Annotated in this window: 24 protein-coding genes; 7 read left to right on the top strand and 17 right to left on the bottom strand. The window is 72.7% G+C overall.

Annotated elements, in window-relative coordinates; all coding sequences use genetic code 11:
* Positions 1-98: 98 nt before the first annotated feature.
* The gene (locus OG562_RS10700; RefSeq protein ID WP_266396156.1) at positions 99-1,337 is read right to left on the bottom strand and encodes a winged helix DNA-binding domain-containing protein; all 1,239 of its coding nucleotides are present in this window, start codon (positions 1,335-1,337) and stop codon (positions 99-101) included.
* 235 nt (positions 1,338-1,572) lie between these two features.
* Here OG562_RS10700 and OG562_RS10695 point away from each other — a divergent pair, with 235 nt between their 5' ends.
* Entirely contained in the window at positions 1,573-2,913 is a 1,341-nt protein-coding gene (locus OG562_RS10695; protein ID WP_266396154.1) for a DUF2252 domain-containing protein, read from the top strand.
* A 16-nt stretch (positions 2,914-2,929) separates the two neighbouring features.
* On the opposite strand, the gene OG562_RS10690 is transcribed toward OG562_RS10695, so the two are convergent.
* Complete coding sequence (locus OG562_RS10690) at positions 2,930-3,661, bottom strand: alpha/beta hydrolase (protein ID WP_266396152.1); 732 nt, start codon at positions 3,659-3,661, stop codon at positions 2,930-2,932.
* Positions 3,662-3,768: 107 nt separating this feature from the next.
* Here OG562_RS10690 and OG562_RS10685 point away from each other — a divergent pair, with 107 nt between their 5' ends.
* Positions 3,769-4,026 (top strand): hypothetical protein, encoded by a 258-nt coding sequence (locus OG562_RS10685; protein WP_266396150.1) that lies wholly within the window; start codon positions 3,769-3,771, stop codon positions 4,024-4,026.
* Positions 4,027-4,048: 22 nt separating this feature from the next.
* Here OG562_RS10685 and OG562_RS10680 read toward each other — a convergent pair whose 3' ends face one another.
* The 5 genes from OG562_RS10680 to glnA all read right to left on the bottom strand — a co-directional run bounded on the left by OG562_RS10680 (position 4,049) and on the right by glnA (position 8,900).
* Positions 4,049-4,654 (bottom strand): hypothetical protein, encoded by a 606-nt coding sequence (locus OG562_RS10680; RefSeq protein ID WP_266396149.1) that lies wholly within the window; start codon positions 4,652-4,654, stop codon positions 4,049-4,051.
* 2 nt (positions 4,655-4,656) lie between these two features.
* Positions 4,657-5,577, bottom strand: a complete 921-nt coding sequence (gene htpX, locus OG562_RS10675) for a zinc metalloprotease HtpX (RefSeq protein ID WP_266396148.1) — start codon at positions 5,575-5,577, stop codon at positions 4,657-4,659.
* 124 nt (positions 5,578-5,701) lie between these two features.
* Positions 5,702-7,054, bottom strand: coding sequence for a hypothetical protein (locus tag OG562_RS10670; protein WP_266396147.1), 1,353 nt, complete (start codon positions 7,052-7,054; stop codon positions 5,702-5,704).
* A gap of 2 nt (positions 7,055-7,056) precedes the next feature.
* On the bottom strand, positions 7,057-7,314 hold the full coding sequence (locus OG562_RS10665; RefSeq protein WP_266396146.1) for a hypothetical protein: 258 nt from the start codon (positions 7,312-7,314) through the stop codon (positions 7,057-7,059).
* Positions 7,315-7,490: 176 nt separating this feature from the next.
* The gene (glnA, locus tag OG562_RS10660; protein ID WP_266396144.1) at positions 7,491-8,900 is read right to left on the bottom strand and encodes a type I glutamate--ammonia ligase; all 1,410 of its coding nucleotides are present in this window, start codon (positions 8,898-8,900) and stop codon (positions 7,491-7,493) included.
* Between the two features lie 197 nt (positions 8,901-9,097).
* Here glnA and OG562_RS10655 point away from each other — a divergent pair, with 197 nt between their 5' ends.
* Positions 9,098-9,565 (top strand): RDD family protein, encoded by a 468-nt coding sequence (locus OG562_RS10655; protein ID WP_266396143.1) that lies wholly within the window; start codon positions 9,098-9,100, stop codon positions 9,563-9,565.
* 180 nt (positions 9,566-9,745) lie between these two features.
* Here OG562_RS10655 and OG562_RS10650 read toward each other — a convergent pair whose 3' ends face one another.
* From OG562_RS10650 to lipB, 4 genes are all read right to left on the bottom strand, one after another.
* Positions 9,746-10,450: a DUF4191 domain-containing protein gene (locus OG562_RS10650; protein WP_266396142.1), complete on the bottom strand. Its 705-nt coding sequence runs from the start codon at positions 10,448-10,450 to the stop codon at positions 9,746-9,748.
* 78 nt (positions 10,451-10,528) lie between these two features.
* Positions 10,529-10,729 carry a hypothetical protein gene (locus OG562_RS10645; protein ID WP_266396141.1) on the bottom strand — a complete coding sequence of 67 codons (201 nt, stop codon included), beginning with the start codon at positions 10,727-10,729 and terminating at the stop codon, positions 10,529-10,531.
* Between the two features lie 281 nt (positions 10,730-11,010).
* Entirely contained in the window at positions 11,011-11,976 is a 966-nt protein-coding gene (gene lipA / locus OG562_RS10640; RefSeq protein WP_266396139.1) for a lipoyl synthase, read from the bottom strand.
* Positions 11,977-12,050: 74 nt separating this feature from the next.
* Complete coding sequence (lipB, locus tag OG562_RS10635) at positions 12,051-12,911, bottom strand: lipoyl(octanoyl) transferase LipB (RefSeq protein WP_266396138.1); 861 nt, start codon at positions 12,909-12,911, stop codon at positions 12,051-12,053.
* Positions 12,912-13,188: 277 nt separating this feature from the next.
* On the opposite strand from lipB, the gene OG562_RS10630 reads away from it, so the two are divergent.
* Positions 13,189-14,712 (top strand): regulator, encoded by a 1,524-nt coding sequence (locus OG562_RS10630; RefSeq protein ID WP_266396136.1) that lies wholly within the window; start codon positions 13,189-13,191, stop codon positions 14,710-14,712.
* Positions 14,713-14,810: 98 nt separating this feature from the next.
* Here the strand turns inward: OG562_RS10630 and OG562_RS10625 are convergent, their stop codons facing one another.
* Both OG562_RS10625 and OG562_RS10620 read right to left on the bottom strand, forming a co-directional pair.
* Positions 14,811-16,268, bottom strand: coding sequence for an NAD(P)/FAD-dependent oxidoreductase (locus OG562_RS10625; RefSeq protein ID WP_266396134.1), 1,458 nt, complete (start codon positions 16,266-16,268; stop codon positions 14,811-14,813).
* Positions 16,269-16,428: 160 nt separating this feature from the next.
* Positions 16,429-17,322 carry a TIGR01777 family oxidoreductase gene (locus OG562_RS10620; protein WP_266396132.1) on the bottom strand — a complete coding sequence of 298 codons (894 nt, stop codon included), beginning with the start codon at positions 17,320-17,322 and terminating at the stop codon, positions 16,429-16,431.
* A gap of 71 nt (positions 17,323-17,393) precedes the next feature.
* On the opposite strand from OG562_RS10620, the gene OG562_RS10615 reads away from it, so the two are divergent.
* On the top strand, positions 17,394-17,900 hold the full coding sequence (locus OG562_RS10615; RefSeq protein WP_266396130.1) for a GNAT family N-acetyltransferase: 507 nt from the start codon (positions 17,394-17,396) through the stop codon (positions 17,898-17,900).
* Positions 17,901-17,939: 39 nt separating this feature from the next.
* Here the strand turns inward: OG562_RS10615 and OG562_RS10610 are convergent, their stop codons facing one another.
* Positions 17,940-19,124, bottom strand: coding sequence for a MarP family serine protease (locus OG562_RS10610; protein ID WP_266396129.1), 1,185 nt, complete (start codon positions 19,122-19,124; stop codon positions 17,940-17,942).
* A gap of 235 nt (positions 19,125-19,359) precedes the next feature.
* Here OG562_RS10610 and OG562_RS10605 point away from each other — a divergent pair, with 235 nt between their 5' ends.
* Both OG562_RS10605 and OG562_RS10600 read left to right on the top strand, forming a co-directional pair.
* Positions 19,360-20,205 carry a peptidoglycan recognition protein gene (locus OG562_RS10605; RefSeq protein WP_266396128.1) on the top strand — a complete coding sequence of 282 codons (846 nt, stop codon included), beginning with the start codon at positions 19,360-19,362 and terminating at the stop codon, positions 20,203-20,205.
* 72 nt (positions 20,206-20,277) lie between these two features.
* Positions 20,278-20,535, top strand: a complete 258-nt coding sequence (locus OG562_RS10600; protein ID WP_266409173.1) for a hypothetical protein — start codon at positions 20,278-20,280, stop codon at positions 20,533-20,535.
* 29 nt (positions 20,536-20,564) lie between these two features.
* Here OG562_RS10600 and OG562_RS10595 read toward each other — a convergent pair whose 3' ends face one another.
* The 3 genes from OG562_RS10595 to aceE form a co-directional block, all read right to left on the bottom strand.
* Entirely contained in the window at positions 20,565-21,086 is a 522-nt protein-coding gene (locus OG562_RS10595; RefSeq protein WP_266409170.1) for a DUF4240 domain-containing protein, read from the bottom strand.
* Between the two features lie 72 nt (positions 21,087-21,158).
* The gene (locus OG562_RS10590) at positions 21,159-22,250 is read right to left on the bottom strand and encodes a YafY family protein (protein ID WP_266396126.1); all 1,092 of its coding nucleotides are present in this window, start codon (positions 22,248-22,250) and stop codon (positions 21,159-21,161) included.
* A gap of 102 nt (positions 22,251-22,352) precedes the next feature.
* The gene (gene aceE, locus OG562_RS10585; protein ID WP_266396124.1) at positions 22,353-25,055 is read right to left on the bottom strand and encodes a pyruvate dehydrogenase (acetyl-transferring), homodimeric type; all 2,703 of its coding nucleotides are present in this window, start codon (positions 25,053-25,055) and stop codon (positions 22,353-22,355) included.
* Between the last annotated feature and the right edge of the window lie 205 nt (positions 25,056-25,260).

Raw genomic sequence — 25,260 nt, 5'->3', positions numbered from 1 at the left:
GACGCGCCGAGACGCGCCGAGTCGCGCTGAGAACGGTTGAGACACGCTGAGATCCAGTTCCCCGGCGTCCCTCGGTGGGCGCCGGGGCTTCTCAGGCCTCAGGACGACAGCTCCCGCTCCACCGGCGTCCGGAATCTGGGCGTCACCCGCGTGGCCCCCACCCAGGCCGCGCACCGCTCCGCCGCCGCCGTGATCGCCGCCTCCGCCTCCCGCCCCACGCCTGTCCCGTCCAGGATCCGCCAGACGATCTCCCCGTCGGCGCGCTGGGCCCAGCCGCCCACCACCCGGCCGTCCCACCACACCGTCGGCCCTATGTTCCCGCTCCGGTCGAACAGGGCGGGCCGGGACTCCGGCGCCAGATACCAGTCCCGGCCCTGCCACCCCATCGCCGTGGGGTCGAGGGCCGGCAGCAGAGCCGCCCACGGCTCCTCGGGGCCGGCCACGGGATCGACGTCGCCCTCGACGACGTACCCCGTGCCCTCGTCCAGCGACACCGCCCGCGCCCCGATCGCAGCCAGCGCCCGCCGGACGTCCGTCACCCGCCACCCCGTCCACCACTTCAGGTCCGCCTCCGTGGCCGGCCCGCAGGCCGTCAGCCAGCGGCGCAGCAGCTCCGCCTGGGCGTCCGCCGCGGCCAGTTCGGGATGCTCGGGGGCGAGTGCCCAGCGGAACTGGCTCGACGTCCACGAGCCCAGCGGGCGGCCCCGGACCACCTTCCCCTCGACCCCGAGCACCTTCAGCAGCCGCGTCGAGACGGTGTGGACGCCCTCGTAGCTCTTCCCGGCCGCGTACACGAACCGCTCCCGCAGCCGGGGCTCCTCCTGGGCCAGCTCCGCCGCTGTCGCCTGGCCCAGCCGCGCCAGCACGGCCAGCGTCGACTCCTCGACCTCCTTCAGCCAGGCCGCGTCCGGCGCGCCCGCCTTCGCCATGCCCTTGACCAGCGAGGCCCGCTCCCGGGCGGCCACGTCAAGGCTCGTCGAGGCGTGTACGACCGCGGTCAGCGAGGCCGGGAACACGAAGACGGTGTGCCGCATGCCGTGCATCCGGACCAGCGTCCTGTCGCTCCGGTCACTTCCGTCGCTCTGGTCACTTCTATGGCTCCGGTCGCTCCCGTCGCCGTACAGCGCCCGGTCGGTCTCCGACACGGTCGCCCGGGAGTCGGCCAGCCGCGCGCCGACCGCCAGATACACGGACGCCGGGTCCGAGCCGTGCAGGGCGACGAGCGCCTCGGCCACCTCCTCGGGCGTCCCGGCCCGCGCCGCCGGGGCCAGCCGGTGCCGCAGGGCCAGCCGGGCCCGCCGCTCCGCCGTTCCCACATACCGCAGCCCGTCACCCATCCGCGCCTCCGCCCACCCGCACCGGTCCCTGTACGCATCCTCCCCGACGCCACTGACAATCGGCCGCCGTCGCCCGGCATCACCCCCGTCACCCGTCACCCGTCCGCCGTGCCCGGCATGCGCATGTCCGCCGCCCGGCCTTCACTGCGAACAGGAGGCCGGGCGGTGGCCGGTGACGTGGGCAGGGAGGCGAGGCGAGGGTGAGCGTGAGCGTGATGCAGAGACGGCGGCGCAGATGACCACCCCCGCCGACCGCGCCCGGCGCGGCCGGGACGCCCGCCGACGCGTCCCCCGCTCCGCCCACGGCGGCTGGCTCGCGCCCGTCGACCGGCCCGACCCCGTCGCCGTACTGGAACGCCAGGGGCGGGACCGGCTGCCCGAGCTGCTGCCGATCCGGTACGGGCGGATGGCCGCCTCGCCGTTCGCCTTCCTGCGCGGGGCGGCCGCCGTGATGGCCGCCGACCTGGCGTCGCAGCCGCACACCGGGCTGACCGTGCAGCTGTGCGGCGACGCCCATCTGCTCAACTTCGGGCTGTACGCCTCCCCGGAGCGGGCGCTGCTCTTCGACCTGAACGACTTCGACGAGACGTTCCCCGGGCCCTTCGAATGGGACGTCAAACGGCTCGCCGCCTCCGTCGCCCTGGCCGCCCGCGAGAACGGCCACCCCGACCCCAAGGCGTACCGGGCCGCCCTGGAGGCGGTCGCCGCCTACCGCACCGCCATGCGGCGGCTGTCCGGGCTCGGGGAGCTCGCCGTCTGGTACGAGCGCTTCGACGCCGACCGGCTCGCACCCCTGCTGCGCTCCGCCCGCCACCGCAAGCGGGCCGAGGCGAGCCTCACCCGGGCCCGCCGCCGCACCAGCCTCCAGGTCCTCGGCAAGCTGACGGAGGTCGTCGACGGACGCCACCGCATCATCCAGGACCCACCGCTGCTCGAACCCGCCGGAGCCTCCGACGCCGCCGCCCTGCGCAAGATCTTCAGCGACTACCGCTCCACCCTCGGCGAGGAGCGCCGCCTGCTGCTCGACCGCTACCGCTTCGTCGACGCCGCCCGCAAGGTCGTCGGCGTCGGCAGCGTCGGCACCCGCTGCTTCATCGTGCTGCTCGCCGGGCGCGACGCCGACGACCCGCTGTTCCTGCAGATCAAGGAGGCGCGCAGGTCGGTCCTCGAAGAGCACCTGCCGAGCGGACCGTACGTCCACCCCGGCCGCCGGGTCGTCGCCGGGCAGCGGCTGCTGCAGGCGGCCGGCGACATCTTCCTGGGCTGGATGACCGGTCCGCAGGGCCGCGCCTTCTACTGGCGTCAGCTGCGCGACATGAAGGGCTCCGCCGACGTCGCCGGAATGTCCCCGGCCGACCTCCAGGCGTACGCCCGCCTGTGCGGCACCGTCCTGGCCCGCGCCCACGCCCGCTCCGGCGACCGCATCGCCATCGCCGGCTACCTCGGCGGCGCGGACACCTTCGAACGCGCCGTCGCCGACTTCGCCCTGGCCTACGCCGACCAGAGCGCCGCCGACCACGCGGTCCTGGACGCGGCGGTCACCGCGGGCGTGGTGTCCGCCACGCCCGGCGTCTGACGCCTCCTCGGATCTGCTACTGGTCAGGTCCGTTCAGCAGGGCTGTCACGAACTCCCGCCGGTCGTCGGCGTGGTCGCGCAGCCACAGGCCCAACCAGTGGTCGGCGTCCGGCAGTTCGAGCCGCGCGTACCGGGCGTGCACGGCGAGCGAGTCCTGGACCGCCTCGGTCACCTCCGGCGGGATCACCGTGTCCGTGCCCGGCACGACGAGCACCGCCCGGCCCTCGTACGCCCGCAGCGCGTCGAGCGCGGGGGCCTTGCGCCAGCTGTCCGGGGTGCGGATGATCTCACTGAACCGTCCGTCCCCCTCGCCGAACGGCACGTCCCAGGCCTCGGCCGCGTACACCGCGGGCGCGCACAGCCCCAGGGCGACCGCCCGCTCCCCGTAGTGCGCGGCGAGGTCCGCCACCGTCTGCCCGCTCATGCTGAACCCGACCAGGATCAGCGGACCGTCGGCCGGCGTGTGCGCGTCGATCACGGCGACCGCCTGCTCGAAGCGTCGGCGCAGGCTCAACTCGCCCAGCGCGCCGCTGCTTTCGCCGTGCCCGGAGAAGTCGAAGGCGAGCGCGCGGCAGCCCCGGGCGGTGAACTCGCCGAGCAGCGGCAGCAGTCGCTCCTTGCTGCCGTTGCCCGCGCCGTGCAGCACGACGGCCGTGACGGCCCCCGGCCTGTCGTCGCCGGCACCGCCGTACACCCCGCTGAGGCGCTCGCCGTCGTACTCGTACGTGAAAGGAGACAGGTCGCTCATGCCCCCATTCACTCACGGCTCGCTCGACGGGCCGTCCGGGAAAAGGAGATGCACGGTGAGTGACGGTGTCCGTACTGTGGACGACATCCCCAGGAAGGAGGCACCCCATGGGCACCGTCGTACTCTCCGGCACCGCCGTTCTGGTGGTCCTGGGATTCGGAGACCACGCCTACTGGCTCGCGGCCGTCGCCGTCCTCTTCCTGTACGTGCGCTACGGGCGAGGCTCGTCGTCCGGGTCCACGCCCGGTCCCGCCGGGACAGGCCCCGCGCCGACCGCCGCGCCGACCACGTACAAGGCGTACCGCGAGCGCCGGGACACCCAGGCCAAGTGGGAGCGCCGTTACCGCCGTGAGCGCGGCCTGTAGCGACCGGTGACCGATCGGTGCGCTACAGGCCGGGGGCTCCCCATACCGGGAACCAGCGGCTGAGGTCCGGCTCGATCCGCAGGTCGTTCGCGAGGACCGCCTTGACCTGGAGTTCCAGTGCGTTGTCGCGCCGCTGCCCCGAACCGGGCAGCGGCGCGAACGGGTAGTACGAACCACGCTTGTAGAGGTACACGAGTGCCAGCCGCCGTCCGCCGCCCCCGGAACCCTCGGGTCTCTGTTCCTCGAACCCGGCCAGGGAGCACAGCAGTTGCGGCCCGAAGCCGTTGACCTCCATCGCGCTGTTCACCGCGTGCAGATCGTTGACCAGGAGCGGCAGCTGGTCGGGGGCGCGGCGGGAGAGCAGCCAGGAGTAGCCGTAGTCGTCCCGCAGCAGCTGCACCGGGTCGCCGGTGCGCTCGGTGTCCGCGTCGAGGAGCGCCTGGACCTCGCGGTGCGTCTGCTCGAAGGCCCCGCCCTCGACCGTGGCGAAGCACACCGCGCCGTGCCCGGTGGGCACGAACCCTGCCGCCGCCTCCAGCGTCACCGCCGCCGAGGGCAGCGCGAACAGCTGGTCGAGGTCGGGTGTGACCGGTTTCGTCCGGCCCAGCAGGATGTCCAGCAGCCCCATCGTCAGCCTTTCGTCCCGGGCGTGGCCGCTTCGCCCAGCTCGGCGGAGATCCGCCCCAGCTGGTCGAGCCGCTGCTCCAGGCTCGGGTGGGTCGAGAAGAGATTGGCGACACCGGGCTCGGAGCCCAGCGCCGGGGTGAAGTAGAAGGCGTTGAAGGCCTGCGCGGTCCGCAGGTCCTTGGTCGGGATCCGGGCGATGTCGCCCGAGACCTTCGTCAGCGCGGAGGCGAGCGCCGAGGGCCGGCCGGTGAGGTGCGCCGCCGCCCGGTCCGCCGCCAGCTCCCGGTACCGGGACAGGGCCCGGATGAGCAGGAAGCTGATCGCGTACACGGTCGCGGAGATCCCCATCACGGCCGCGAAGACGAGCGCCGTGTTCTGGTCCCTGCGCCCGCCGCCGAACAGCTGTGAGTAGAACGCGAACCGCACGATCAGTCCCGCGATCACCCCGAGGAAGGACGCGACCGTGATCACGGCGACGTCCTTGTGCGCCACGTGCGACAGCTCGTGCGCCAGCACGCCCTCCAGCTCCGCGGGCTCCAGCCGCCGTAGCAGCCCGGTCGTCACGCAGACCACGGCGTTGTCGGGGTTGCGGCCGGTCGCGAACGCGTTCGGCATGTCCAGCTCCGACACGGCGACCACCGGTTTGGGCATGTCCGCGATCGCGCACAGCCGGTCGATCACCGCGTGCAGCTCGGGATACTCCTCGCGCTCCACGACCCGCCCGCGCATCGCGAACAGCGCGATCCGGTCGGAGAACCAGTACTGCGCGCCGAGCATCCCCGCCGCGACGACCACGACCAGCACCCACGACTTCAACAACACGATCAACGCGGCGACGAACGCCACGTACAGGAGTCCGAGCAGGAACAAGGTGACCGTCATCCGCACGGTCAGCTGCCGGTCGCTCCGGAAACGGCTCTGCATCTGCATCACCCCGCAGTCAGGCACTCGTCCCACTGCAAGTGTGCACCGCTCCCGCCCGCACCCGTCCCATGAACGGGTCCGTAACGGCCCTAGGCGGAGCAAAAGGTCCCTGTGGCGGCCCCGGCTACGGCCGTCGGCGCGGCCCCGGCACGGCGACCCGAGCCGCCCGCTCCCGCACCAGCGGATCCGGATCGTCCCGCAGCACGACCGCCGCCTGCTCCAGCACGCTCCCGCCCTGCTCCAGCGCCAGCCGGAAGGCGGCGACCCGCACATGCCGCGGCCGCTCGGCGCGGAGCCGCTCGGCCAGCCACTCCCACCGCGCCAGCGCCGGGGACGGCAGAACCGCCAGGAGCACCTCCCGCACCACCCCCGGCGCCGGATCGTCGAGCAGCGGCCACAGCCGTCGTGCGTCCGCCGTGTCCAGCACCCGCAGCCCGGCCACGGCCTGGGCCCGCACCCGGGGGACGGGGTGCGCCAGCAGCGCCCACAAGGCCTCGGCGTCGGCACGCCCGCCGCACTCCGCCAGCCCGACCGCCGCGCCCGGCGGCAGCGCCGGGTCGCCCGGGTCCGCGCACCGCTCCCGGTACCAGGGCAGCGGATCGATCCCGCGCTGCCGTACGGCATACCGTGCGCAGGCCCGCACCAGGCCCGACCGGTCGGCCAGGAACCCCACCGCCTCCGCCGCCCGCCCGGCCCGCCGCAGCGCGGTCACCCCGACGGACCGCACGCGGGGGCTGCGCGCGCCGAGCAGCGGTTCGAGCACACCGTCGTACGGGTCGCCCTCTGTGATGGCCGCCACGGCGGCCTCGGCGCACAGGGTCTGGACGACGGCGTCCTCCTCCCGTGCGGCCACACGGGCCAGCTCGACGGGGGAGAGGAGCCCCCGCTCGACGGCGAGCCGGTGGGCGAAGCGGCGGACGACGCGGTCGGGGTCGGTGTACAGCGGTGTCAGGACGTCACGCGGTGCTTCACGCAGCAGTCCGTCGGCCAGCTCGGTGACGAAGCCGGCCCGCCGACGGCGTTCGATGCGCAGGATCAGCGGCAGCAGGGCGACCGCCCGACCGGCGTCGAGCAGTTCGCTCAGCTGCCCGCGCGCCCGCCGCCGTACCGGCTCCGCCCAGTCGGCGCACCGCAGCACCAGCAGCGGCAGCAGATCGGGGCGGTCCGCGACCCGTCCGAGCACGGCCCCCCGGATCCGGCCGTCGCGATGGCACAGGGCGAGGGCCAGCTGCGACTCGGTGAGCGGCTCGCCGGAGCGGAGGGCGGCGGCCAGCGCCTGTCCCCCCTCGCTCTGCTCCCAGGCAGTGGGGACATGGAGCGAGTAGGACCACTCGCTGGACCGCACCCCCTCGTCGAGCTCCAGCCACGAGGCGGGTGCGCCGACGTCGACCACGTCCCGCAGCACCGTGCCCTCGGCCAGCCGCCGAGCGGCCGCGGCCCCCCGGCCGAGGTCCACCCGCACCCGTACCCCCGGCACCACTAGTACGGCGCCTGGAACCGTGCGTACCCCAGCAGCAGGATCACCGCCGCCACACACCCCAGCACGATCGTCGTCGACACCCACGACGACCGGCGCGGGGCCACCGGCCTCGGGTCGCCCCGGAAGGGCACCGGCTCCGGAGGGCTCTCCTTCCAGCGGGCGGCCAGCATCCGCGCCCGCGCCGAGGGCTCCTTGTGCGCGGCCCCGTCCGCCCACTTGAGGTCGAACTCCCGCTCCTGGTCGTTCTGTTCGGACATCCCCGTATCTCCCCGTTACCTCTGTCTGCCTCTGGCTGCCTCTGCCAAGACCATCACTGTCGAACAGCAGTGCCAGAAACCATACGACGACGCCCCCGCCCCGAGAAACGGGGGCGGGGGCGCAGTCGAAGAGGCTCGACGGGCTCTTCACGGGCTCTTGGCGAGCCGCGGTTCGATCACACGTCGAAGTACAGCTCGAACTCGTGCGGGTGCGGACGCAGCTGGAGCGGGGCGATCTCGTTCGTGCGCTTGAAGTCGATCCACGTCTCGATCAGGTCGGACGTGAAGACGTCGCCCGCGAGCAGGAACTCGTGGTCGGCCTCGAGGCGGTCGAGGACGGCCGGGAGGGAGGTCGGGACCTGGGCGACGCCCGCGTGCTCCTCGGGGGCCAGCTCGTAGAGGTCCTTGTCGATCGGCTCGGCCGGCTCGATCTTGTTCTTGATGCCGTCGAGGCCCGCGAGGAGCAGGGCCGAGAAGGCGAGGTACGGGTTGCCGGAGGAGTCGGGCGCGCGGAACTCGACGCGCTTGGCCTTCGGGTTGGAGCCCGTGATCGGGATGCGCATGGCGGCGGAGCGGTTGCGCTGCGAGTACACCAGGTTGACCGGGGCCTCGAAGCCCGGCACCAGACGGTGGTAGGAGTTCACCGTCGGGTTGGTGAAGGCCAGCAGCGACGGGGCGTGCTTGAGGATGCCGCCGATGTAGTAGCGGGCCATGTCCGACAGGCCCGCGTAGCCGGCCTCGTCGTAGAAGAGCGGCTGGCCGCCGGTCCACAGGGACTGGTGGACGTGCATGCCCGAGCCGTTGTCGCCGAAGATCGGCTTCGGCATGAAGGTCGCGGTCTTGCCGTTGCGCCAGGCGACGTTCTTCACGATGTACTTGAAGAGCTGGAGGTCGTCGGCCGCGGCGAGCAGCGTGTTGAACTTGTAGTTGATCTCGGCCTGGCCGGCGGTGCCCACCTCGTGGTGCTGGCGCTCGACCTGGAGGCCGGACGCGGCCAGCTCCAGGGAGATCTCCGCACGCAGGTCGGCGAAGTGGTCGACCGGCGGGGTCGGGAAGTAGCCGCCCTTGTAGCGGACCTTGTAACCGCGGTTGTTGTCGACCGCACCGGTGTTCCAGGCGCCGGCCTCGGAGTCGATGTGGTAGAAGGACTCGTTCGCGGAGGTCTGGAAGCGCACGCTGTCGAACACGTAGAACTCGGCCTCGGGACCGAAGTACGCGGTGTCCGCGATCCCGGTCGACGCCAGGTACGCCTCGGCCTTCTTGGCCACGTTGCGCGGGTCACGGGAGTACTGCTCGCCCGTGATCGGGTCGTGGATGAAGAAGTTGATGTTCACCGTCTTGTCGCGGCGGAACGGGTCCACGCGCGCCGTCGACAGGTCGGCGCGCAGCGCCATGTCGGACTCGTGGATCGCCTGGAAGCCGCGGATCGACGAACCGTCGAAGGCGAGCTCCTCGTCCGGGTCGAACGCCTCGACGGGCAGCGTGAAGTGCTGCATGACGCCCGGCAGGTCGCAGAAGCGGACGTCGACGAACTTGACGTCCTCGTCCGCGATGAACTTCTTGGCCTCGTCGGCGTTCTGGAACATCCAGCTCCTCCTACTCCCGACCGTCGAGCCGGGGTGGTAGTTCGTTCGTGCGGCCAGTGCGGTGGCACACGCTGCTTCCGACACTAGGGACGCGTGATTTCTCGTGCGTGACCCATTTGTTTCGCACAAGTTAACCGGATGCGGTCCGGTACACCCCTCGTGTCCGTATCGCGAAACGCTCGCAGTACGGTGGTCGGGTGGACAAGAGGGATGCAATCGGTTCGTGGCTCTCGGGCCCCCGTGCGGCCGCCGAGGAAGCCGGTGTCGACTTCGGATACCGCGGCGAGCAGCTCGGCCTGCCGGAGGAGGGGCCGGGCTCGATCGCCCGCCCGGGGCGACGGCTCGGCGCACTGGCCGTGGACTGGGGTGTGTGCCTGTTGATCGCATACAGCTTGATCACGGACGGCTACACCCCCGCCACCAGCAACTGGACCCTGCTCGTGTTCCTCGCCGTGAGCCTCCTCACGGTGAGCACGCTCGGCTTCACGCCGGGCAAGCGCCTCTTCGGCCTGCGGGTCGTCTCCGCCGAGACGGGCACCGTGCGCCCCTTGGGCGCGCTGGTCCGCACGGTCCTGCTCTGCCTGGCGATCCCGGCCCTGGTCTGGGACCGCGACGGCCGCGGCCTGCACGACCGACTGGCCCGCACGGTCGAGGTCCGGATCTAGACCGATCCAGGCCGGCTTCCGATACGACGAACCGGCTTCCGGCGCGACGGACCGGCTTCCGGCGCGACGGACCGGCTTCCGGCGCGACGGACCGGCCTTTGATACGACGATGGGGGCGCCCGGAGATCTCCGGGCGCCCCCATCGTCGTATCAAGAGGACTCAGTAGCCGTACAAGGGAATTAGCGGGCCTTGCCGCCGCCGCCCTTGGGGAGGCGCATGCCCTTCGGCATCGGGCCCTTGGGCAGGGGCATGTTGCTCATCAGGTCGCCCATCGCGCGCAGCCGGTCGTTGGTGGCGGTCACCTGGGGGCCGGTGAGGACGCGGGGGAGCTTCAGCATGGTCGTGCGCAGCTTCTTCAGCGCGACCTGGTCCTCGCCCGTGCCGACGATCACGTCGTGCACCGGGACGTCCGCGACGATGCGGTTCATCTTCTTCTTCTCGGCGGCCAGCAGGCTCTTCACCCGGTTCGGGTTGCCCTCGGCGACCAGGACGATGCCGGCCTTGCCGACTGCCCGGTGCACCACGTCCTGGCTGCGGTTCATCGCCACCGCGGGGGTGGTCGACCAGCCCCGGCCGATGTTGTCGAGCACGGCGGCGGCAGCGCCCGGCTGCCCTTCCATCTGGCCGAAGGCGGCCCGCTCGGCCCGGCGCCCGAACACGATCGCCGTCCCGAGGAAGGCGAGCAGGAAGCCCAGAATGCCGAGATAGACCGGATGGCCGATCAGGAAACCGATCGCGAGAAAGACGCCGAAGGTGAGGAGGAAGACACCCGCGAGTACCAGACCGATCGTCTTGTCGGCCTTGCGGGTCATCTTGTACGTCAGGGCGATCTGCTTCAGTCGCCCGGGGTTAGCGGCGTCCGCCGCGCTGTCACTTCTCGCCATGTCACGAAGTCTACGTGGCCTCGGAAGCGCCTACGACGGCAGGAGGGCGGTCAGGAGGGGCGGTCAGGGAGGGAGCGGTCAGGGACGGGCGGAGGCGACCGACTCGATGACGCGCTGCGCCTCGACCCGGTCCTTGGCGCGACGGCGGTCCTCCAGGACGGAGGTCCAGGCGTTGCGGCGGGCGGTGCGCTGGCCGCTGCTCATGAGCAGCGACTCGACGGCGCGCAGTGCGGTGCTGAAGGTCGGGATCGCGGTGGCGCGAACGGGCGCGGCCTGCATGGTGGGTGTCCCCCTCGGACGGCTTGGGATACGGGGTTGCCTGGTGCACGTGATGTGACACCAGCGTCACTGATTGGTGTTACCAGGGCGTGACCGACCGGTCAAACACGAATGAAGCCTTGATGCGGTGGGCCGAAACGCTGACGCGGCCCTGACGGACGCCCTCATCAGCGAGGACGGTCAGGACCGCGTCATATCGGTCACTACTGGCAAGTAGTAACTTGTGCGCGAATTCACACAGTCGGCTTGCGACCGTACGGCGCAAGGGAGGTGACGCCGCGTCAGACGGCCTGCGAGGCGACGTACGCGCCGCGCTTCTCGACAGCCATCTGGTACAGGCGTCCGGCGCGGTAGGAGGACCGTACCAGCGGGCCCGACATCACGCCCGAGAAGCCGATCTGCTCGGCCTCCTCCTTGAGCTCCACGAACTCGTGCGGCTTGACCCAGCGCTCCACGGGGTGGTGGCGCAGGGAGGGCCGCAGGTACTGCGTGATGGTGACCAGCTCGCACCCGGCGTCGTGCAGCTGCCGCAGCGCCTCGCTGACCTCCTCGCGGGTCTCGCCCATGCCGAGGATGAGGTTCGACTTGGTGACGAGCCCGAAGTCGCGGGCGGCCGTGATGACCTGGAGGGAACGCTCGTAACGGAAGCCGGGCCGGATCCGCTTGAAGATCCGCGGCACGGTCTCGACGTTGTGCGCGAAGACCTCGGGCCGCGAGGAGAAGACCTCGGCCAGCTGCTCGGGAACGGCGTTGAAGTCGGGGGCGAGCAGCTCCACCTTCGTCCGCCCGGACTCCCGCTCGGCCGTCTGGGCGTGGATCTGCCGGACCGTCTCGGCGTACAGCCAGGCCCCGCCGTCCTCCAGGTCGTCGCGGGCGACGCCGGTGATGGTGGCGTAGTTCAGGTCCATCGTGACCACGGACTCGCCGACCCGACGCGGCTCGTCGCGGTCCAGCGCCTCGGGCTTGCCGGTGTCGATCTGGCAGAAGTCGCAGCGCCGGGTGCACTGGTCGCCGCCGATGAGGAAGGTCGCCTCGCGGTCCTCCCAGCACTCATAGATGTTGGGGCAGCCGGCTTCCTGGCATACGGTGTGCAGCCCCTCGCTCTTCACCAGGTTCTGCATCTTCGTGTACTCGGGGCCCATTTTCGCCCGGGTCTTGATCCACTCGGGCTTGCGCTCGATGGGGGTCTGGGCGTTACGGACCTCCAGGCGCAGCATCTTGCGTCCGTCGGGTGCGACTGCGGACACGACCGGCTCCCTAGCGATTGATTCTTCGGCGTGCTCAAGGGTACGCCCGTGGATTTGAAAGCCCGCTGCCTGTCTCAGGCTGCCGGTGTCTTCTCGATCACCTTCGGCGCGGTCGCGCTCGGCCCGGCTGCGCTCGGCTCGGTGACCTTGGCCTCGATCTCGCGCGGCTTCAGCTCCGCGTTCTCCAGGACGTCCCGCAGATGCCGCTCGACGACCGGCAGCACCTCGGCGATCGTGACGTCCCGGCCGAGCTCGTCGGCGAGCGAGGCGACGCCCGCGTCCCGGATCCCGCACGGGATGATCCGGTCGAACCAGGCGTTGTCCGGGTTCACGTTCAGCGCGAAGCCGTGCATCGTGACGCCCTTGGCGACGCGGATGCCGATCTGTGCGAGCTTGCGGTCCTCGCGGCGCTGGCCGGCGTTGGAGGGGGCGTACTCCGGGCCGTTGAGGCGCGGGTCGAACATCTCGTCCTGCAGCCGGGGGTCGAAGTCCAGCGACAGGCCGCCGAGCGAGGGCCGCTGCTCGACCGGGTCGCCCAGCACCCACACCCCGCTGCGGCCCTCGACCCGGCTGGTCTCCAGGCCGAACTCCGCGCAGGTGCGGATCAGCGCGTCCTCCAGGCGTCGTACGTGCGCGACGACGTCCACCGGGCGGGGGAGCTGGAGGATCGGGTAGCCCACCAGCTGGCCGGGGCCGTGCCAGGTGATCTTGCCGCCGCGGTCCACGTCGACGACCGGGGTGCCGTCGAGGGGGCGCTCGCTCGGGTCGGTGCGCCGGCCCGCCGTGTAGACCGGGGGGTGTTCGAGGAGCAGCACGGTGTCGGGGGTCTCGCCGGCGAACCGGGCCGCGTGCACCCGGCGCTGCTCGTCCCAGGCCCGCTGGTACTCGACGGCCTCGGCACCGAAGCCCATATGGACGAACCGCAACTCGCTCACGGCAAGCGCCTCCCTGAAGGTCGCAGGACTCGAAGGTCGTAGGACTGCGAGGTCGTAAGGCACGTAACGCGCCCACGCCACTGTACGTCCGTGCGCCGGGCGTCAGTCTCGCGGCCAATCCTCACACGATCGGATGAATGAGCGTCGAGATGTGCGATCGGTTGCTTACGCTCCGCTACATTCGCGCCGTTCATGAGGCCGCAAAGGCCGCTCACCGCAATCAGGGCACTTCATCCGGGCACGTCAGAGGCCCGGAAGGCAGGAGACCGCACCGCAGATGACGGAACGACCCGCGCAGCGCACTCCCAACCGCCAGCTCGCCGCGCTCATCGCAGAAGCGGGCTTCTCCAACGCGGGTCTCGCCCGTCGCGTCGATCAGCTCGGTCTCGAGCACGGGCTCGACCTCAGATACGACAAGACCTCCGTCACCCGGTGGCTGCGCGGGCAGCAGCCCCGGGGCACCACCCCCGCCCTGATCGCCGAGGTCTTCACCCGCCGCCTGGGCCGCCGCCTCACCGCCCAGGACCTCGGCCTGGACGCCTGCGCCCCCGTCTACGCGGGACTGGAGTTCGCCGGCACCCCCGAGGAGGCCATCGACATCGTCGGCGGACTGTGGCGCAAGGACTCCGGCAGCCACGCCGAGCTGCGCAAGATCGCCTTCACCCCGGCGGGGCTCGTGGTGCCCAGCCGGGACTGGCTGATCGGACGGGCCGACGAGCGGGTCGCCCGCGCCGGCGAACAGCCGCCCCGGGTGCCCCTCCAGGGCGGCCGCCCGGCCCCCAAGTCCCCGGTCGCGCCCGCCCCGCAGCCGCCCGTCCAGCAGACGTCAGGCCAGCAGCCGCCCAGGCCGCCGGCCGTCCCCCGGCAACGCGGCCACGGCACCGAGCGCGGCCCCGGTCAGCGGGTCACCGGCGGCGACATCTCCGCGCTGCGCTCGGTCGGCGAGCTCTTCCGCACCCTCGACGACATGTACGGCGGCGGCCACGCCCGCCAGGCCCTCGTGCGCTACCTGGAGCACGAGTGCGAGCCGATGCTGCGCGGCTCCTACGGCGAGCAGACCGGCCGTCGGCTGTTCGGCGCCGCCGCCGACCTCACCCGGCTCGCCGGCTGGACCTCCTTCGACATCGCCGCGCACGGCCTCGCCCAGCGCTACTTCGTCCAGGCCCTGCGCCTCTCCCAGGCGGCCGGCGACCGGGCGTACGGCTCCTTCGTCCTCGTCACCATGAGCCGCCAGGCCGTCTACCTCGGCCATGGGCGCGAGGCCGTGCAGCTCGCGCGGGTGGCCCAGCAGGGGGTCGGCACCGGGGCCCCGCCGGTCGTGCAGGCGCTGCTGCACGCGGCCGAGGCGCGCGGGCACGGCGTGCTCGGCGAGGTGCGCGCCTGCACCGCCGCCCTGGTGCGCGCCGAGCGGGCGCTGGAGGCCGCCAAGACCGGCGACGACACGCCGTACTGGGCGCGGTTCTTCGACGACGCCCAGCTGGCCGACGAGTTCGGGCACTGCCACCGCGACCTCCAGCAGTACCGGGCCGCCGTCCAGCACGCCGAACGCGCCCTCCAGCTGCGCCCCGCCGCCTTCGCCCGCAGCCGCCTCTTCTGCCGCGTCGTCCTCGCCACCGCCCGCCTCGGCCTGGGCGAACTCGACCAGGCCTGCCAACTGGCCGCCGAGGCGGCCGGCCAGGCGGCGGAGATGCGGTCGGTGCGCGCGGTGGAGTACATCAGGGACTTCGAACGCCGCCTGGAGCCCTACAAGGACGCGGGCCCGGCCCGAAACTACCGGGACAGGGTGGCGGCGCTGGGGTAGGCGGGGGAGGGGCAGAGGCCGGGGGGCTGGGGGCGGGAGCCCCCGGTACGTCGGCTGCACCCCGCCCCACCCACCCGGCAAGCCCCCGGAGGAGCCCCTCAGGCCGCCGCCTGGTCCTCCCGGGCCGTCGGTAACGGGTCGGCCCGGTGCAGCGAGTTCGCCGCGCCCAGGTCGGAGACGATCGCCGCGGACACCCGGTGCGCCGAGTGCAAGGCCCCCTGCACGGTGCTGGTGTCCCGGTGGTCGCCGCACACGTACAGCCCCGCCAGCAGCCGTACCGGCCGCCGCAGATCGTGCGGCGGCCGCATCGCGGGGACGGCCTCGGCGGTGCGACGGACGGCGAGGGTCTCCCACCGGGCGGTCGAGACGCCGTACAGCCGGGCCAGATGCATTCGGACGGCGGTGTCGACGTCGTCGGGCGGGACGCCGAGGACCGTGGACGAGATCAGCGCGCGCCCGGCCGGCGCCCGGCTCGGGTCGACCTGGCTGACCACCGCCGTGTGCGCGACCGGCCCGCCCCGGTCGGCGTCCAGGAGCAGCGAGGCCCCGGTCGTCGGGGGCTCGTCCGTGGTGTGGTGGACGACCGTCACCGGGTGGAAGTCCGGCACGCGCAGCCCGGGCAGCAGTTCCGCCGCGGTGCGCGCGTCGGTGGCCACCAGCACGGCGCGGCAGCGGAACTCGCCGTGCTCGGCGGTGGTCACCGAGGTCGTGGAGACCGAGGTGACCCGCACCCCGGTGTGCACGGTGCCCGCCGGCAGCGTCCGCGCGAGCAGCTCCGGCAGCACCTCGGCCCCGCCCTCCGGCAGACACAGCCGGCCCGCCGCGAAGGCGCGCAGCGCGAGGTCCGCGCACCGGCTGGAGGTGGTGAGGTCCGGGTCGCAGAGCAGGGCCGCCAGCAGGGGGCGCAGGAAGCCGTCGATCGTGCGGGCCGGCAGCCCGCGCGCCGCGAGGGCCTGCGCGGCCGGCGACTCCGGGCGGCGCAGCAGCCGTTCGGCGGGCGTGGCCGCGAGCCGGGTGAGCGCGGCGCCCAGCCGCGCCTGGTCCACGGCCGTGCCCAGCGGCGCGCCCGCCCGGACCCGGGGCGGGGCCGCGGCCGTCTGCCACGGCGCGCCCGCCCGCCTTCCGGGCAACGGCACCGCCCGGGGGCCGCCCGTGCGCGGCCTGGGCAGCGCGGGCAGTGCGCCGGGCCGTGGGGCGCTCGCCAGGGCGCGTACGGCGTGCAGTGCGCCCCTCGCGCTCCCTGCGCCCACCTGCGCGCCCGCGCGATGGTGGCGTCCGTCGCTGTGCAGCAGAACCCCGGGGGCGAAGGGACGCAGGACGAGCGCGTCCAGCCCCGGGGTCTGCGCCAGTTCGGGATATGCCGTGGACAGCAGCTGCCCGATCCGGTCGAGCCGGAATCCGTCGACTTTCTCGGTCGACATGCGGCCGCCTACGCAAGGGGCGGCCTCCAGGACTGCGGTCGTTACTCCTGCGCTGGTCAGCCGATGCGCCGCCGAGAGTCCGGCGACCCCGGCTCCCACGACGACAACGTCCGCCTGATACGCGGGCTCAAGCACGTGCCCCTCCTCGAGGTTGCGCGGCCGGTGGAGACGTCATGCCCCCAACGGGCGTCCGGGATACCCGAGTTCGGATCGAGGTTAGGGCCGTGATCGGTCAGGGACAGTCGCGCATGAACAGGGCACGGTCGCACGGCGGTCGCATACGGTCCCTCCCGGGTCAGGCGGCCCGGATCGCGTCCTCGATCCCGGGGAACGCGAAGGCGAACCCCGACTCCAGCAGCCGCTTCGGCACCACCCGCGCGCTGCCCAGCACGTCCCCGGCCATCTCGCCCAGCACGGTCCGCAGCACCGGCGCCGGCACCGCGAACAGCGTCGGCCGGCGCAGCACCCGCCCCATCGCCACGGTGATCTCGCCGTTCGTCAGCGGCTCGGGCGCGGTCAGGTTGAACGGGCCCGACAGGTCGTCCCGGTCGAGGAGATGCCGGATCGCGGCCACCTCGTCGTGCAGCGCGATGTACGACCAGTACTGCCGTCCGTCGCCCATCCGCCCCCCGAGCCCCGCCTTGAACAGCGGGAACAGCTTCCCCCAGGCCCCGCCGCCGCGCGCCACGACCAGCCCGGTCCGGGTGAACACCGTGCGCACGCCCGCCTCCTGTGCCGGCGCGGCGGCCGCCTCCCACTCCACGCACAGCTCCGGCAGGAAGCCGGTCCCGGCGGGCGCGTCCTCGTCCACGACCCGGGCGCCCGTCTCGCCGTAGAAGCCCATCGCGCTGCCGTTGACGAACACCCGGGGCCGTTCGTCCAGTTCGGCCACGGCGCGGGCCAGGGCCCTCGTGCCGTGCACCCGGCTGTCGTGGATCCGCCGCTTGTACGCGTCCGTCCAGCGCCGGTCGCCGACCCCCGCCCCCGCCAGATTGACCACGGCGTCGCACCCGGCGAGCCCGGCCGTGTCCACCCGCCCCTGCTCCGGGTCCCAGCGCACCTCGTCCGTCCCCCGGGGCGCATGGCGCACCAGGCGCACCACCTCGTGCCCGTCGGCGGTCAGGGACCGCACCAGGGCGCTGCCGATGAGACCGGAGGCGCCGGCCACCACGATTCGCGTATGTTCCATGCCCTCATCCTGCCGCGCGACCCCGTAAAACCCCGGTCGGGTCACCGCCCTCGCGTCGTAGGGTGACGCTCATGCCCGAGTCGCACCCACCCCGCATACGCACCGCGCGTCCCGCCGACGACGAGGCGCTCGCCCTGCTCGACGCCCGGACCTGGTCGCCCCTGCACGCGGTCATGCCCGAGCCGCAGCCGCCGTACGGCCCCTTCTTCGACGCACGCCATGCTCCCGAGGACCATCTGGTCGCCGAACTCGACGAACCCGACGCCCGTGTCGTGGGCTATGTCCGCCTCGGCTTTCCCACCGAACTCGCCTGCAACGCGCACGTACGGCAGATCCAGGGCCTCGCCGTCGCCGACGAGGCGCGCGGCCTGGGCGTCGGACGCGCGCTGATCCGCGGAGCGGTCGACGAGGCCCGACGGCGCGGCGCCCGCCGCATCACCCTGCGCGTCCTCGGCCACAACACCCCGGCCCGCAAACTCTACGAGTCCGAGGGATTCGTGGTGGAGGGCGTCCTCCCGGAGGAGTTCCTGCTGGGCGGGGAGTACGTGGACGACGTGTTCATGGGGCGCTCGCTGTGACGCGCACGCCCTGACACGGCGGCCGCGCCAGGCCCGCTCCTACGACGTGACCAGGCTCCCCGTGTCGACCGGCGAGGTCGCCGTGGCGGCCCGCCGGGCGTCCCCGCTCACCTCCGCCGCCGTCAGGACGTAGCCCGTCTCGTCGTCCGAGGTGGAGCGGGCGAAGACCACGCCGAAGACCTGGCCGTCGGTGGTCAGCAGCGGGCCGCCGGAGTTGCCGGGGCGGACCGTGGAGCGGATCGAGTAGATCTCGCGGGTGACCGTCTCGTCGTTGTAGATGTTCCGGCCGGTCGCGTTCACCCGGTTGGCGACCGTGGCCGCCTGGAGATTGAGGTCGCCGTCCTGCGGATAGCCCGCGACGACCGCCTCGTCGCCCCGCTCCGCGCCGTCGTCGAAGCGCAGCAGCGGGGCCCTCAGATCCGGCACGTAGAGCACGGCCACGTCCTTGTCCGGGTCGAAGAGCACCACGCGCGCCTCGTACGACCGCCCCACCCCGCCGATCCGTACGGTCGGGTCGTCGATGCCCGCCACCACGTGCGCGTTGGTCATCACATGCTCGCTCGCGTACACGAAACCGCTGCCCTCGCGGCCCTGGTCGCCCGAGACGCCCTCGATCTTCACCGTGCTCAGCTTCGCCGCGTTCGTCGCGCTGACCGTGACGCTGTCGCCGGTGGGCTTGGCGACCTCGGCCGTCGACTCGTTCTCGAACGGGTTGAAGACCTGCGGGAAGCCCGCCTGGGTCAGCGCGGACGTGGCCCGCGAGAACCAGGTCGGCGTGGTGTCCGGCATGGCGTCCTGCACGGCGCCCAGCAGCTTGGATTCCTGGATCGACGACGTCACCGTCGACGACGAGGACGCGCCCAGCACGCTCGCCGCCACCCACGCCACGATCAGCACCGCCACCGCGTTCGCCGCGGCCCCGCCGATCCCGTCGGCCACCCGCAGCGGCCCCCGGTCCAGCTCGCGGCGCAGCCGCAGCGCCAGCCGCCCCGCCAGCTCGTGCCCGACCACCGCCGGGACGAGGACCGTGAACACCGCGGTCACCGTCGCCGCGGTCGTCCCCGGCGTCACCAGGTTCATCAGCCAGGGCAGGACCCACACGCCGATCACCGCACCGCCCACGAACCCGGCCAGCGAGACGCAGCCGGCCACCAGTCCACGGCGGTAGCCGGAGCCGGCATAGGCCAGGATCACCAGTGCCAGCAGGATGTCGAGCAGGTCCACGGAGCCGCCTTTCTCTAGGACCCCTTAGTACGTGGGGGACGGGCCCAGTGATCAGCCGCGCGCGCGGGACGCCCCGAAACGGTCACGCGCGCGTACACCCCGGAAAACGTCCCGGACCGGGACGATGGTTCCGCCAGGTGGCACAGCACACATCGCGGGCGGAGCGGAACCGGCCGAGAGTGGGTCCATGTGCGCCATCCGACCGGTCCCCCGCACGACGCGGGGCACGCGGGGCATGCGAAGCCGGCGCCCGGCGCGGATACCGGGCCCGCTCCTCGTGCTCCTGGGCTGTCTGCCCGGGCTCGCCGCCGTCGCCGCCCTGGGGCTGTGCGCGGGCGGAGTCGACCGCGCCGCCACCACCGCGCTGACCGCCCGCGCCGCCCGGCCCGCCGCCGTCCGCCCCGCGACGGCCGGGCACCCGGCCGGCAGGCCGCGCATCCTGCCCCGCGCGGCCTGGCTGGACGACCTCGCCGTCGCGGCACAGCGCACCCAGCCGCCCCCGCGCTACGACGACAAGGTCGTCGCCGTCTTCGTCCACCACACCGACTCGCCCAACGGCTACGACTGCGCCGACGCGCCCCGCATCATCCGCTACCTGTACGCGGGCCAGACCGGCACCCGCCAGTGGGACGACATCGGCTACAACTTCCTCGTCGACCGCTGCGGCACGATCTACGAGGGCCGCGCCGGCGGGGTCGACCGCCCCGTCACCGGCGCGCACACCCAGGGCTTCAACCACCGCACGGCCGGCATCGCCGCGCTCGGCACCTTCACCTCCGGCGTGCCGGTCCCGCAGCCCATGGTCGACGCGATCGCGTCCCTGGCCGCCTGGAAACTGGGCCTGTCCGACGTCGACCCGCGCACCAGCGTCCGGCTCACCTCCAGCAACAGCCTCAGCCGGTACCGGTCCGGGACCACCGCCACGCTCCCCGCGCTGGCCGGTCACAAGGACGGCTACATGACGAGCTGCCCCGGCGCGGCGCTCACCGCCCGCCTCCCGGAGATCCGCACGACGGCGGCCCGCCTCCAGGGCCGGACGCCCTCGGCCGCACCCTCAGGAACGCTCACAGGAACCCCTTAGACAAGCTTCAGGGTTCTCCCATCCCCGCGTCCTACGGTCATGGACAACACACACCGACTGGAGGCGGGGATCATGAACAGCAGTCGTATCGAGTCCACGGAGACCACGCACGCCAGGGAGGCCAGGGAGCAGAACGCGGGCTGGGCCCGGGCCGCCCGCAGCCCCTGGACGGTGCTCTGCGCGGTCGCCGCGGTCGTCCTGGGTCCGGCCGCGACCACCGCGTCCGCCCTCGAACAGGCCAACAAGGCCCCGATGCACCACGCGGTGCGGGTCGACCAGACACAGGCGTACATCCCGACGGACAGCACCCGCCGCCGGCTCGCCGTGTGACGTTCACCCGTGGCGCCCGTGGGTGACGCTCACTCCTTGAAGCGCTGCCACAGCCGGGGATACCGCTCGGCCAGCGCCCCCTCGTTCTCGAACGCGACCGGTGCGCCCTCGGGCTCGGCGGGCGCGGGCGGAATGCCCAGGTCCGGGGCGACGGTCCCGGTGAGCTGCTCGTAGGCCTCGTCGGCCGCGTAACCGAGTTCCTCGCCGTCCCCGTCGATCTCCTCGTCGAAGTCGTCCAGCAGATCGGCGAGCGAGTCCGGGTCGCCGTGCAGGGCCCCCTCGAAGACCTCGCGGCCCTGTCCGATCAGCCAGCACCGGAAGAAGTCGAAGGCGTCGTCGCTCGCGCCGTCCAGCAGCACCCAGGCCGCGCCCCACAGGTCCCAGCGGTAGGCGCGGTTGTAGCGGGACTCGAAGTGCCGGGCGAAGTCGAGCACGGACTCCGGGTCCAGCCGGAGCAGCCGCTCCACGAGCAGGTCGGCCTGCTCCTCGGGGTCGCCCTCCGCGGCCTCACGGGAGGCGTCCACCAGCTCCCAGAACTCCGTCTCGTCCATCACGGGTCCAAGCATCGTGCCTGGACGGGTGGGCCGCACCCGGAGTGCCGGGGATTGTCGCCACCACCACAGTCACCGCCGGTACAACTCGGCCAGCCGCGCCGCGTCCTCGGCCAGCCGTCGCCGCAGCGACCCGGGGGACACCACCTCCGCCTCCGGGCCCAGCGCCGTGAGCTGAGTGTGCGCCACGTCCTGCGACTCCACGCCCAGCGTCACCGTCACCCACCCCCGGCCGTCGGGCTCCCCGGCCGTCGCCAGGGCGTCCCGCGCGGCCACCGGATCCACGGCGTGCGGCAGTCTGCGCACCCCCGCCGCCGAGAGCCGCAGCACGACCTCGTCCCGCAGAAGCGACCGCGCGAACCCCTCGGCCTGCTCGGCCCAGAAGGCGGGAAGGTCGAACGCCTCGTCCCTGCTGAAACGATCCTTCAACCCTTCGGCCTCGACGAACCGATCAACCCGATACGTCCGAAACAAGCTGGCCCCCGCTGCTCCCGCCCCGGCCCCGGCCGCCTCGGCCCCGCCCACCGCCTCGGCCCCGCCCGCATCAGCCGCCCCGGCCCCGCCCGCCTCAGCCGCCCCGGCGTCGGCCACCACCCGGGCGCACAGGTACCAGACCCCCGCCTTGAGCACGAGGCCGTACGGCTCCAGTTCCCGTATCGCCTCCGCCTGCGGCTCCCCCTTGCCGCGTCGGTAGCGGGTCGCGATCCGGCGGTCGTCCCACACCGCGTCCGCGATCGCCGGCAGGAGCGGCGAGGCGGCCGGTTCCCGGAACCAGGCCGGCGCGTCCAGATGGAACCGTTGGGCCGCCGTGTGCGGAGCGTCCCGCAGGGAGGGGAGCAGGGCCGCCGAGACCTTCAGCCGGGCGGCCGAGCCGACGTCCTCGAGCCCCATCTCCCGCAGTGCGCCCGGCACTCCGCTCAGGAACAGCGCTTCGGCCTCGCCCCGCGCCAGCCCGGTCAGCCGCGTCCGGTAACCCCCGACGAGCCGATACCCCCCGGCCCGACCCCGCTCCGCGTACACCGGCACCCCGGCCTCCGACAGGGCCTGCGCGTCCCGTGTGACCGTACGCTCCGACACCTCCAGCTCGCGGGCCAGCTCGCCGGCGGTCATGGCGGGCCGGGACTGGAGCAGGAGCACCATCTTGATCAGGCGGGCAGCGCGCATGGGGCCATCATGCCGGGGTCCACTGACAACGGAAGGGGGGCACGGCAGTCGCCGTACCCCCCTTCCGCGTTCCGTCACACGAAGACCGACAGGCCTGTAGGCCTACAGGCCGTAGCGCTCGCGCGCCTCCTTCACGGCTGTCGCCTTGACCTCGCCGCGCCGGGCGAGCTGGGCCAGGGCCGCGACGACGATCGACTCGGCGTCGACGCCGAAGTGGCGGCGGGCCGCCTCACGGGTGTCGGAGAGGCCGAAGCCGTCCGCGCCCAGCGAGGAGTAGTCCTGCTCGACCCACTGCGCGATCTGGTCCGGGACCTGGCGCATGTAGTCGGAGACCGCGAGCACCGGGCCCTCCGCGCCCTGGAGCGCCTGACGGACGTACGGCGTGCGCTCCTCGCCGCGCAGCAGGCCGGCGTCGGCCTCCAGCGCGTCGCGGCGCAGCTCGGTCCAGGAGGTCGCGGACCACACGTCGGCGGCCACGCCCCACTCCTCGGCGAGCAGCTTCTGCGCCTTGAGCGCCCAGTGGATCGCCGTGCCGGAGCCCAGCAGCTGGATGCGCGGGGCGTTGGCCACCGGGGTCAGACCGGCCGACTCCGCCGTGTTGAAGCGGTACAGGCCCTTGACGATGCCCTCGTCGACGCCGGGGGCGGACGGCTTGGCGGGCTGCGGGAGCGGCTCGTTGTAGACCGTCAGGTAGTAGAAGACGTTCGAGTCCTCGCCCGGAGCCGCCTCGCCGTACATCCGGCGCAGACCGTCCTTGACGATCGCCGCGACCTCGTACGCGAACGCCGGGTCGTACGACAGGGCGGCCGGGTTCGTCGCCGCGATGACCGGGGAGTGGCCGTCGGCGTGCTGCAGGCCCTCGCCCGTCAGCGTGGTGCGGCCGGCCGTCGCGCCGACCAGGAAGCCGCGGCCGAGCTGGTCGCCGAGCTGCCACATCTGGTCGGCCGTGCGCTGCCAGCCGAACATCGAGTAGAAGATGTAGAACGGGATCATCGCCTCACCGTGCGTGGAGTACGCGGTGGACGCGGCGATGAAGTCGGCCATCGAACCGGCCTCGGTGATCCCCTCGTTGAGGATCTGGCCGTTCTTGGCCTCCTTGTAGTACATCAGCTGGTCACGGTCGACCGGCTCGTACGTCTGGCCCTTGGGGGAGTAGATCCCGAGGGACGGGAAGAGCGACTCCATGCCGAAGGTGCGCGCCTCGTCGGGGACGATCGGCACCCAGCGCTTCCCGGTCTCCTTGTCGCGGACCAGGTCCTTGACGAGACGGACGAAGGCCATCGTGGTCGCCACGTTCTGCGTGCCGGAGCCCTTGTCGAAGGACGCGAACGTCTTCTCGGCGGGAGCCGGGAGCGGGGCGAGCGCGTGCGTACGGCGGGCCGGGGCCGGGCCGCCGAGGGCCGCGCGGCGCTCCTGGAGGTAGCGGACCTCGGGAGAGTCGGCGCCGGGGTGGCCGTAGGGCACGACCCCGTCGACGAAGTCGCTGTCCTTGATCGGCAGCTCCAGGAGGTCGCGCATCGCCTTGAACTCGTCCACCGACAGCTTCTTCATCTGGTGGTTGGCGTTCTTCGACGCGAAGCCCTCGCCGAGGGTGTGGCCCTTGACCGTCTGCGCCAGGATCACCGTCGGCGCGCCCTTGAACTCCACGGCCGCCTTGTACGCGGCGTACACCTTGGAGGCCTCGTGGCCGCCGCGGGAGAGGTGGAAGCACTCCAGGATCTTGTCGTCGCTGAGCAGCTTCGCCAGCTCGACGAGCGCCGGGTCCTTGCCGAAGAAGTCCTGGCGGATGTAGGCAGCGTCACGCGTCTGGTACGTCTGCACCTGGGCGTCCGGCACCTCGCGCAGCCGGCGGACCAGCGCGCCCGTGGTGTCGAGCTGGAGCAGCTCGTCCCAGGCGGAGCCCCACAGCGACTTCACGACGTTCCAGCCGGCGCCGCGGAACTGGGCCTCCAGCTCCTGCACGATCTTGAAGTTCGCGCGGACCGGGCCGTCGAGGCGCTGCAGGTTGCAGTTGATGACGAAGGTCAGGTTGTCCAGACCCTCGCGGGAGGCGAGCGCGAGTGCCGCCGTCGACTCGGGCTCGTCCATCTCGCCGTCGCCGAGGAACGCCCAGACGTGCGACTGCGAGACGTCCTTGATGCCGCGGTTGGTCAGATAGCGGTTGAAGCGCGCCTGGTAGATCGCCGACAGCGGGCCGAGGCCCATCGACACCGTCGGGAACTCCCACAGCCAGGGCAGGCGGCGGGGGTGCGGGTACGACGGGAGGCCGTTGCCGCCCGACTCCTGACGGAAGTGGTCGAGCTGCTGCTCGGTCAGCCGGCCGTCGAGGAAGGCGCGGGCGTAGATGCCGGGGGAGGCGTGGCCCTGGATGTAGAGCTGGTCGCCGGACCCGTCGGCCTCCTTGCCCTTGAAGAAGTGGTTGAAGCCGGTCTCGTACAGCCAGGCCGCGGAGGCGAAGGTGGCGATGTGGCCGCCGACGCCGTGTTTCGCGCCCCGGGTCACCATCGCGGCCGCGTTCCAGCGGTTCCACGCGGTGATCTTCCGCTCCAGCTCCGCGTCGCCGGGCGCGGACGGCTCGGCGGCGGTGGGGATGGTGTTGACGTAGTCCGTCTCGAGCAGCTTGGGCAGCGCGATGCCGTTGCCCTCGGCACGCTCCAGCGTGCGCCGCATCAGATACGCGGCACGGTGCGGCCCGGCCGCCTGGGTGACGGCGTCCAGGGAGGCCTGCCATTCGGCGGTCTCCTCCGGGTCCCGGTCGGGGAGCTGGTCGAGCGCGCTCGGCTGGATGGCGTGGGGGTCGGTCATGTCGCCGCCTTCCTCAGTCGAAGGGGGTTCCCTGTGAGGTGGTGTTCCGGGGGTGCCCTTGGTCTTTGGCAGGACAGGGCGTGAGGCTCTGGTGGGAGCCCGTCGGCGACTGTAACTCCCTGATCGATGATCGATCAAAGGGTTGAAGGGCAAAACCTCTCGATTACGAGAAAGTCGGCACGGGGTGCCTTTCGGACAGGCACCG

Source organism: Streptomyces sp. NBC_01275, from assembly GCF_026340655.1.
GTDB lineage: Bacteria > Actinomycetota > Actinomycetes > Streptomycetales > Streptomycetaceae > Streptomyces.
This window is presented reverse-complemented; position numbering and strand designations above follow the sequence as displayed.

Bases quoted from the DNA above. Each gene is read 5' to 3' on its own strand.
- OG562_RS10700 (WP_266396156.1), bottom strand. From the start codon at position 1,337: ATGGGTGACGGGCTGCGGTATGTGGGAACGGCGGAGCGGCGGGCCCGG.
- OG562_RS10695 (WP_266396154.1), top strand. From the start codon at position 1,573: ATGACCACCCCCGCCGACCGCGCCCGGCGCGGCCGGGACGCCCGCCGA.
- OG562_RS10690 (WP_266396152.1), bottom strand. From the start codon at position 3,661: ATGAGCGACCTGTCTCCTTTCACGTACGAGTACGACGGCGAGCGCCTC.
- OG562_RS10685 (WP_266396150.1), top strand. From the start codon at position 3,769: ATGGGCACCGTCGTACTCTCCGGCACCGCCGTTCTGGTGGTCCTGGGA.
- OG562_RS10680 (WP_266396149.1), bottom strand. From the start codon at position 4,654: ATGGGGCTGCTGGACATCCTGCTGGGCCGGACGAAACCGGTCACACCC.
- htpX (WP_266396148.1), bottom strand. From the start codon at position 5,577: ATGCAGAGCCGTTTCCGGAGCGACCGGCAGCTGACCGTGCGGATGACG.
- OG562_RS10665 (WP_266396146.1), bottom strand. From the start codon at position 7,314: ATGTCCGAACAGAACGACCAGGAGCGGGAGTTCGACCTCAAGTGGGCG.
- glnA (WP_266396144.1), bottom strand. From the start codon at position 8,900: ATGTTCCAGAACGCCGACGAGGCCAAGAAGTTCATCGCGGACGAGGAC.
- OG562_RS10650 (WP_266396142.1), bottom strand. From the start codon at position 10,450: ATGGCGAGAAGTGACAGCGCGGCGGACGCCGCTAACCCCGGGCGACTG.
- OG562_RS10645 (WP_266396141.1), bottom strand. From the start codon at position 10,729: ATGCAGGCCGCGCCCGTTCGCGCCACCGCGATCCCGACCTTCAGCACC.
- OG562_RS10630 (WP_266396136.1), top strand. From the start codon at position 13,189: ATGACGGAACGACCCGCGCAGCGCACTCCCAACCGCCAGCTCGCCGCG.
- OG562_RS10620 (WP_266396132.1), bottom strand. From the start codon at position 17,322: ATGGAACATACGCGAATCGTGGTGGCCGGCGCCTCCGGTCTCATCGGC.
- OG562_RS10615 (WP_266396130.1), top strand. From the start codon at position 17,394: ATGCCCGAGTCGCACCCACCCCGCATACGCACCGCGCGTCCCGCCGAC.
- OG562_RS10605 (WP_266396128.1), top strand. From the start codon at position 19,360: ATGCGAAGCCGGCGCCCGGCGCGGATACCGGGCCCGCTCCTCGTGCTC.
- OG562_RS10600 (WP_266409173.1), top strand. From the start codon at position 20,278: ATGAACAGCAGTCGTATCGAGTCCACGGAGACCACGCACGCCAGGGAG.
- OG562_RS10595 (WP_266409170.1), bottom strand. From the start codon at position 21,086: ATGGACGAGACGGAGTTCTGGGAGCTGGTGGACGCCTCCCGTGAGGCC.
- OG562_RS10590 (WP_266396126.1), bottom strand. From the start codon at position 22,250: ATGCGCGCTGCCCGCCTGATCAAGATGGTGCTCCTGCTCCAGTCCCGG.
- aceE (WP_266396124.1), bottom strand. From the start codon at position 25,055: ATGACCGACCCCCACGCCATCCAGCCGAGCGCGCTCGACCAGCTCCCC.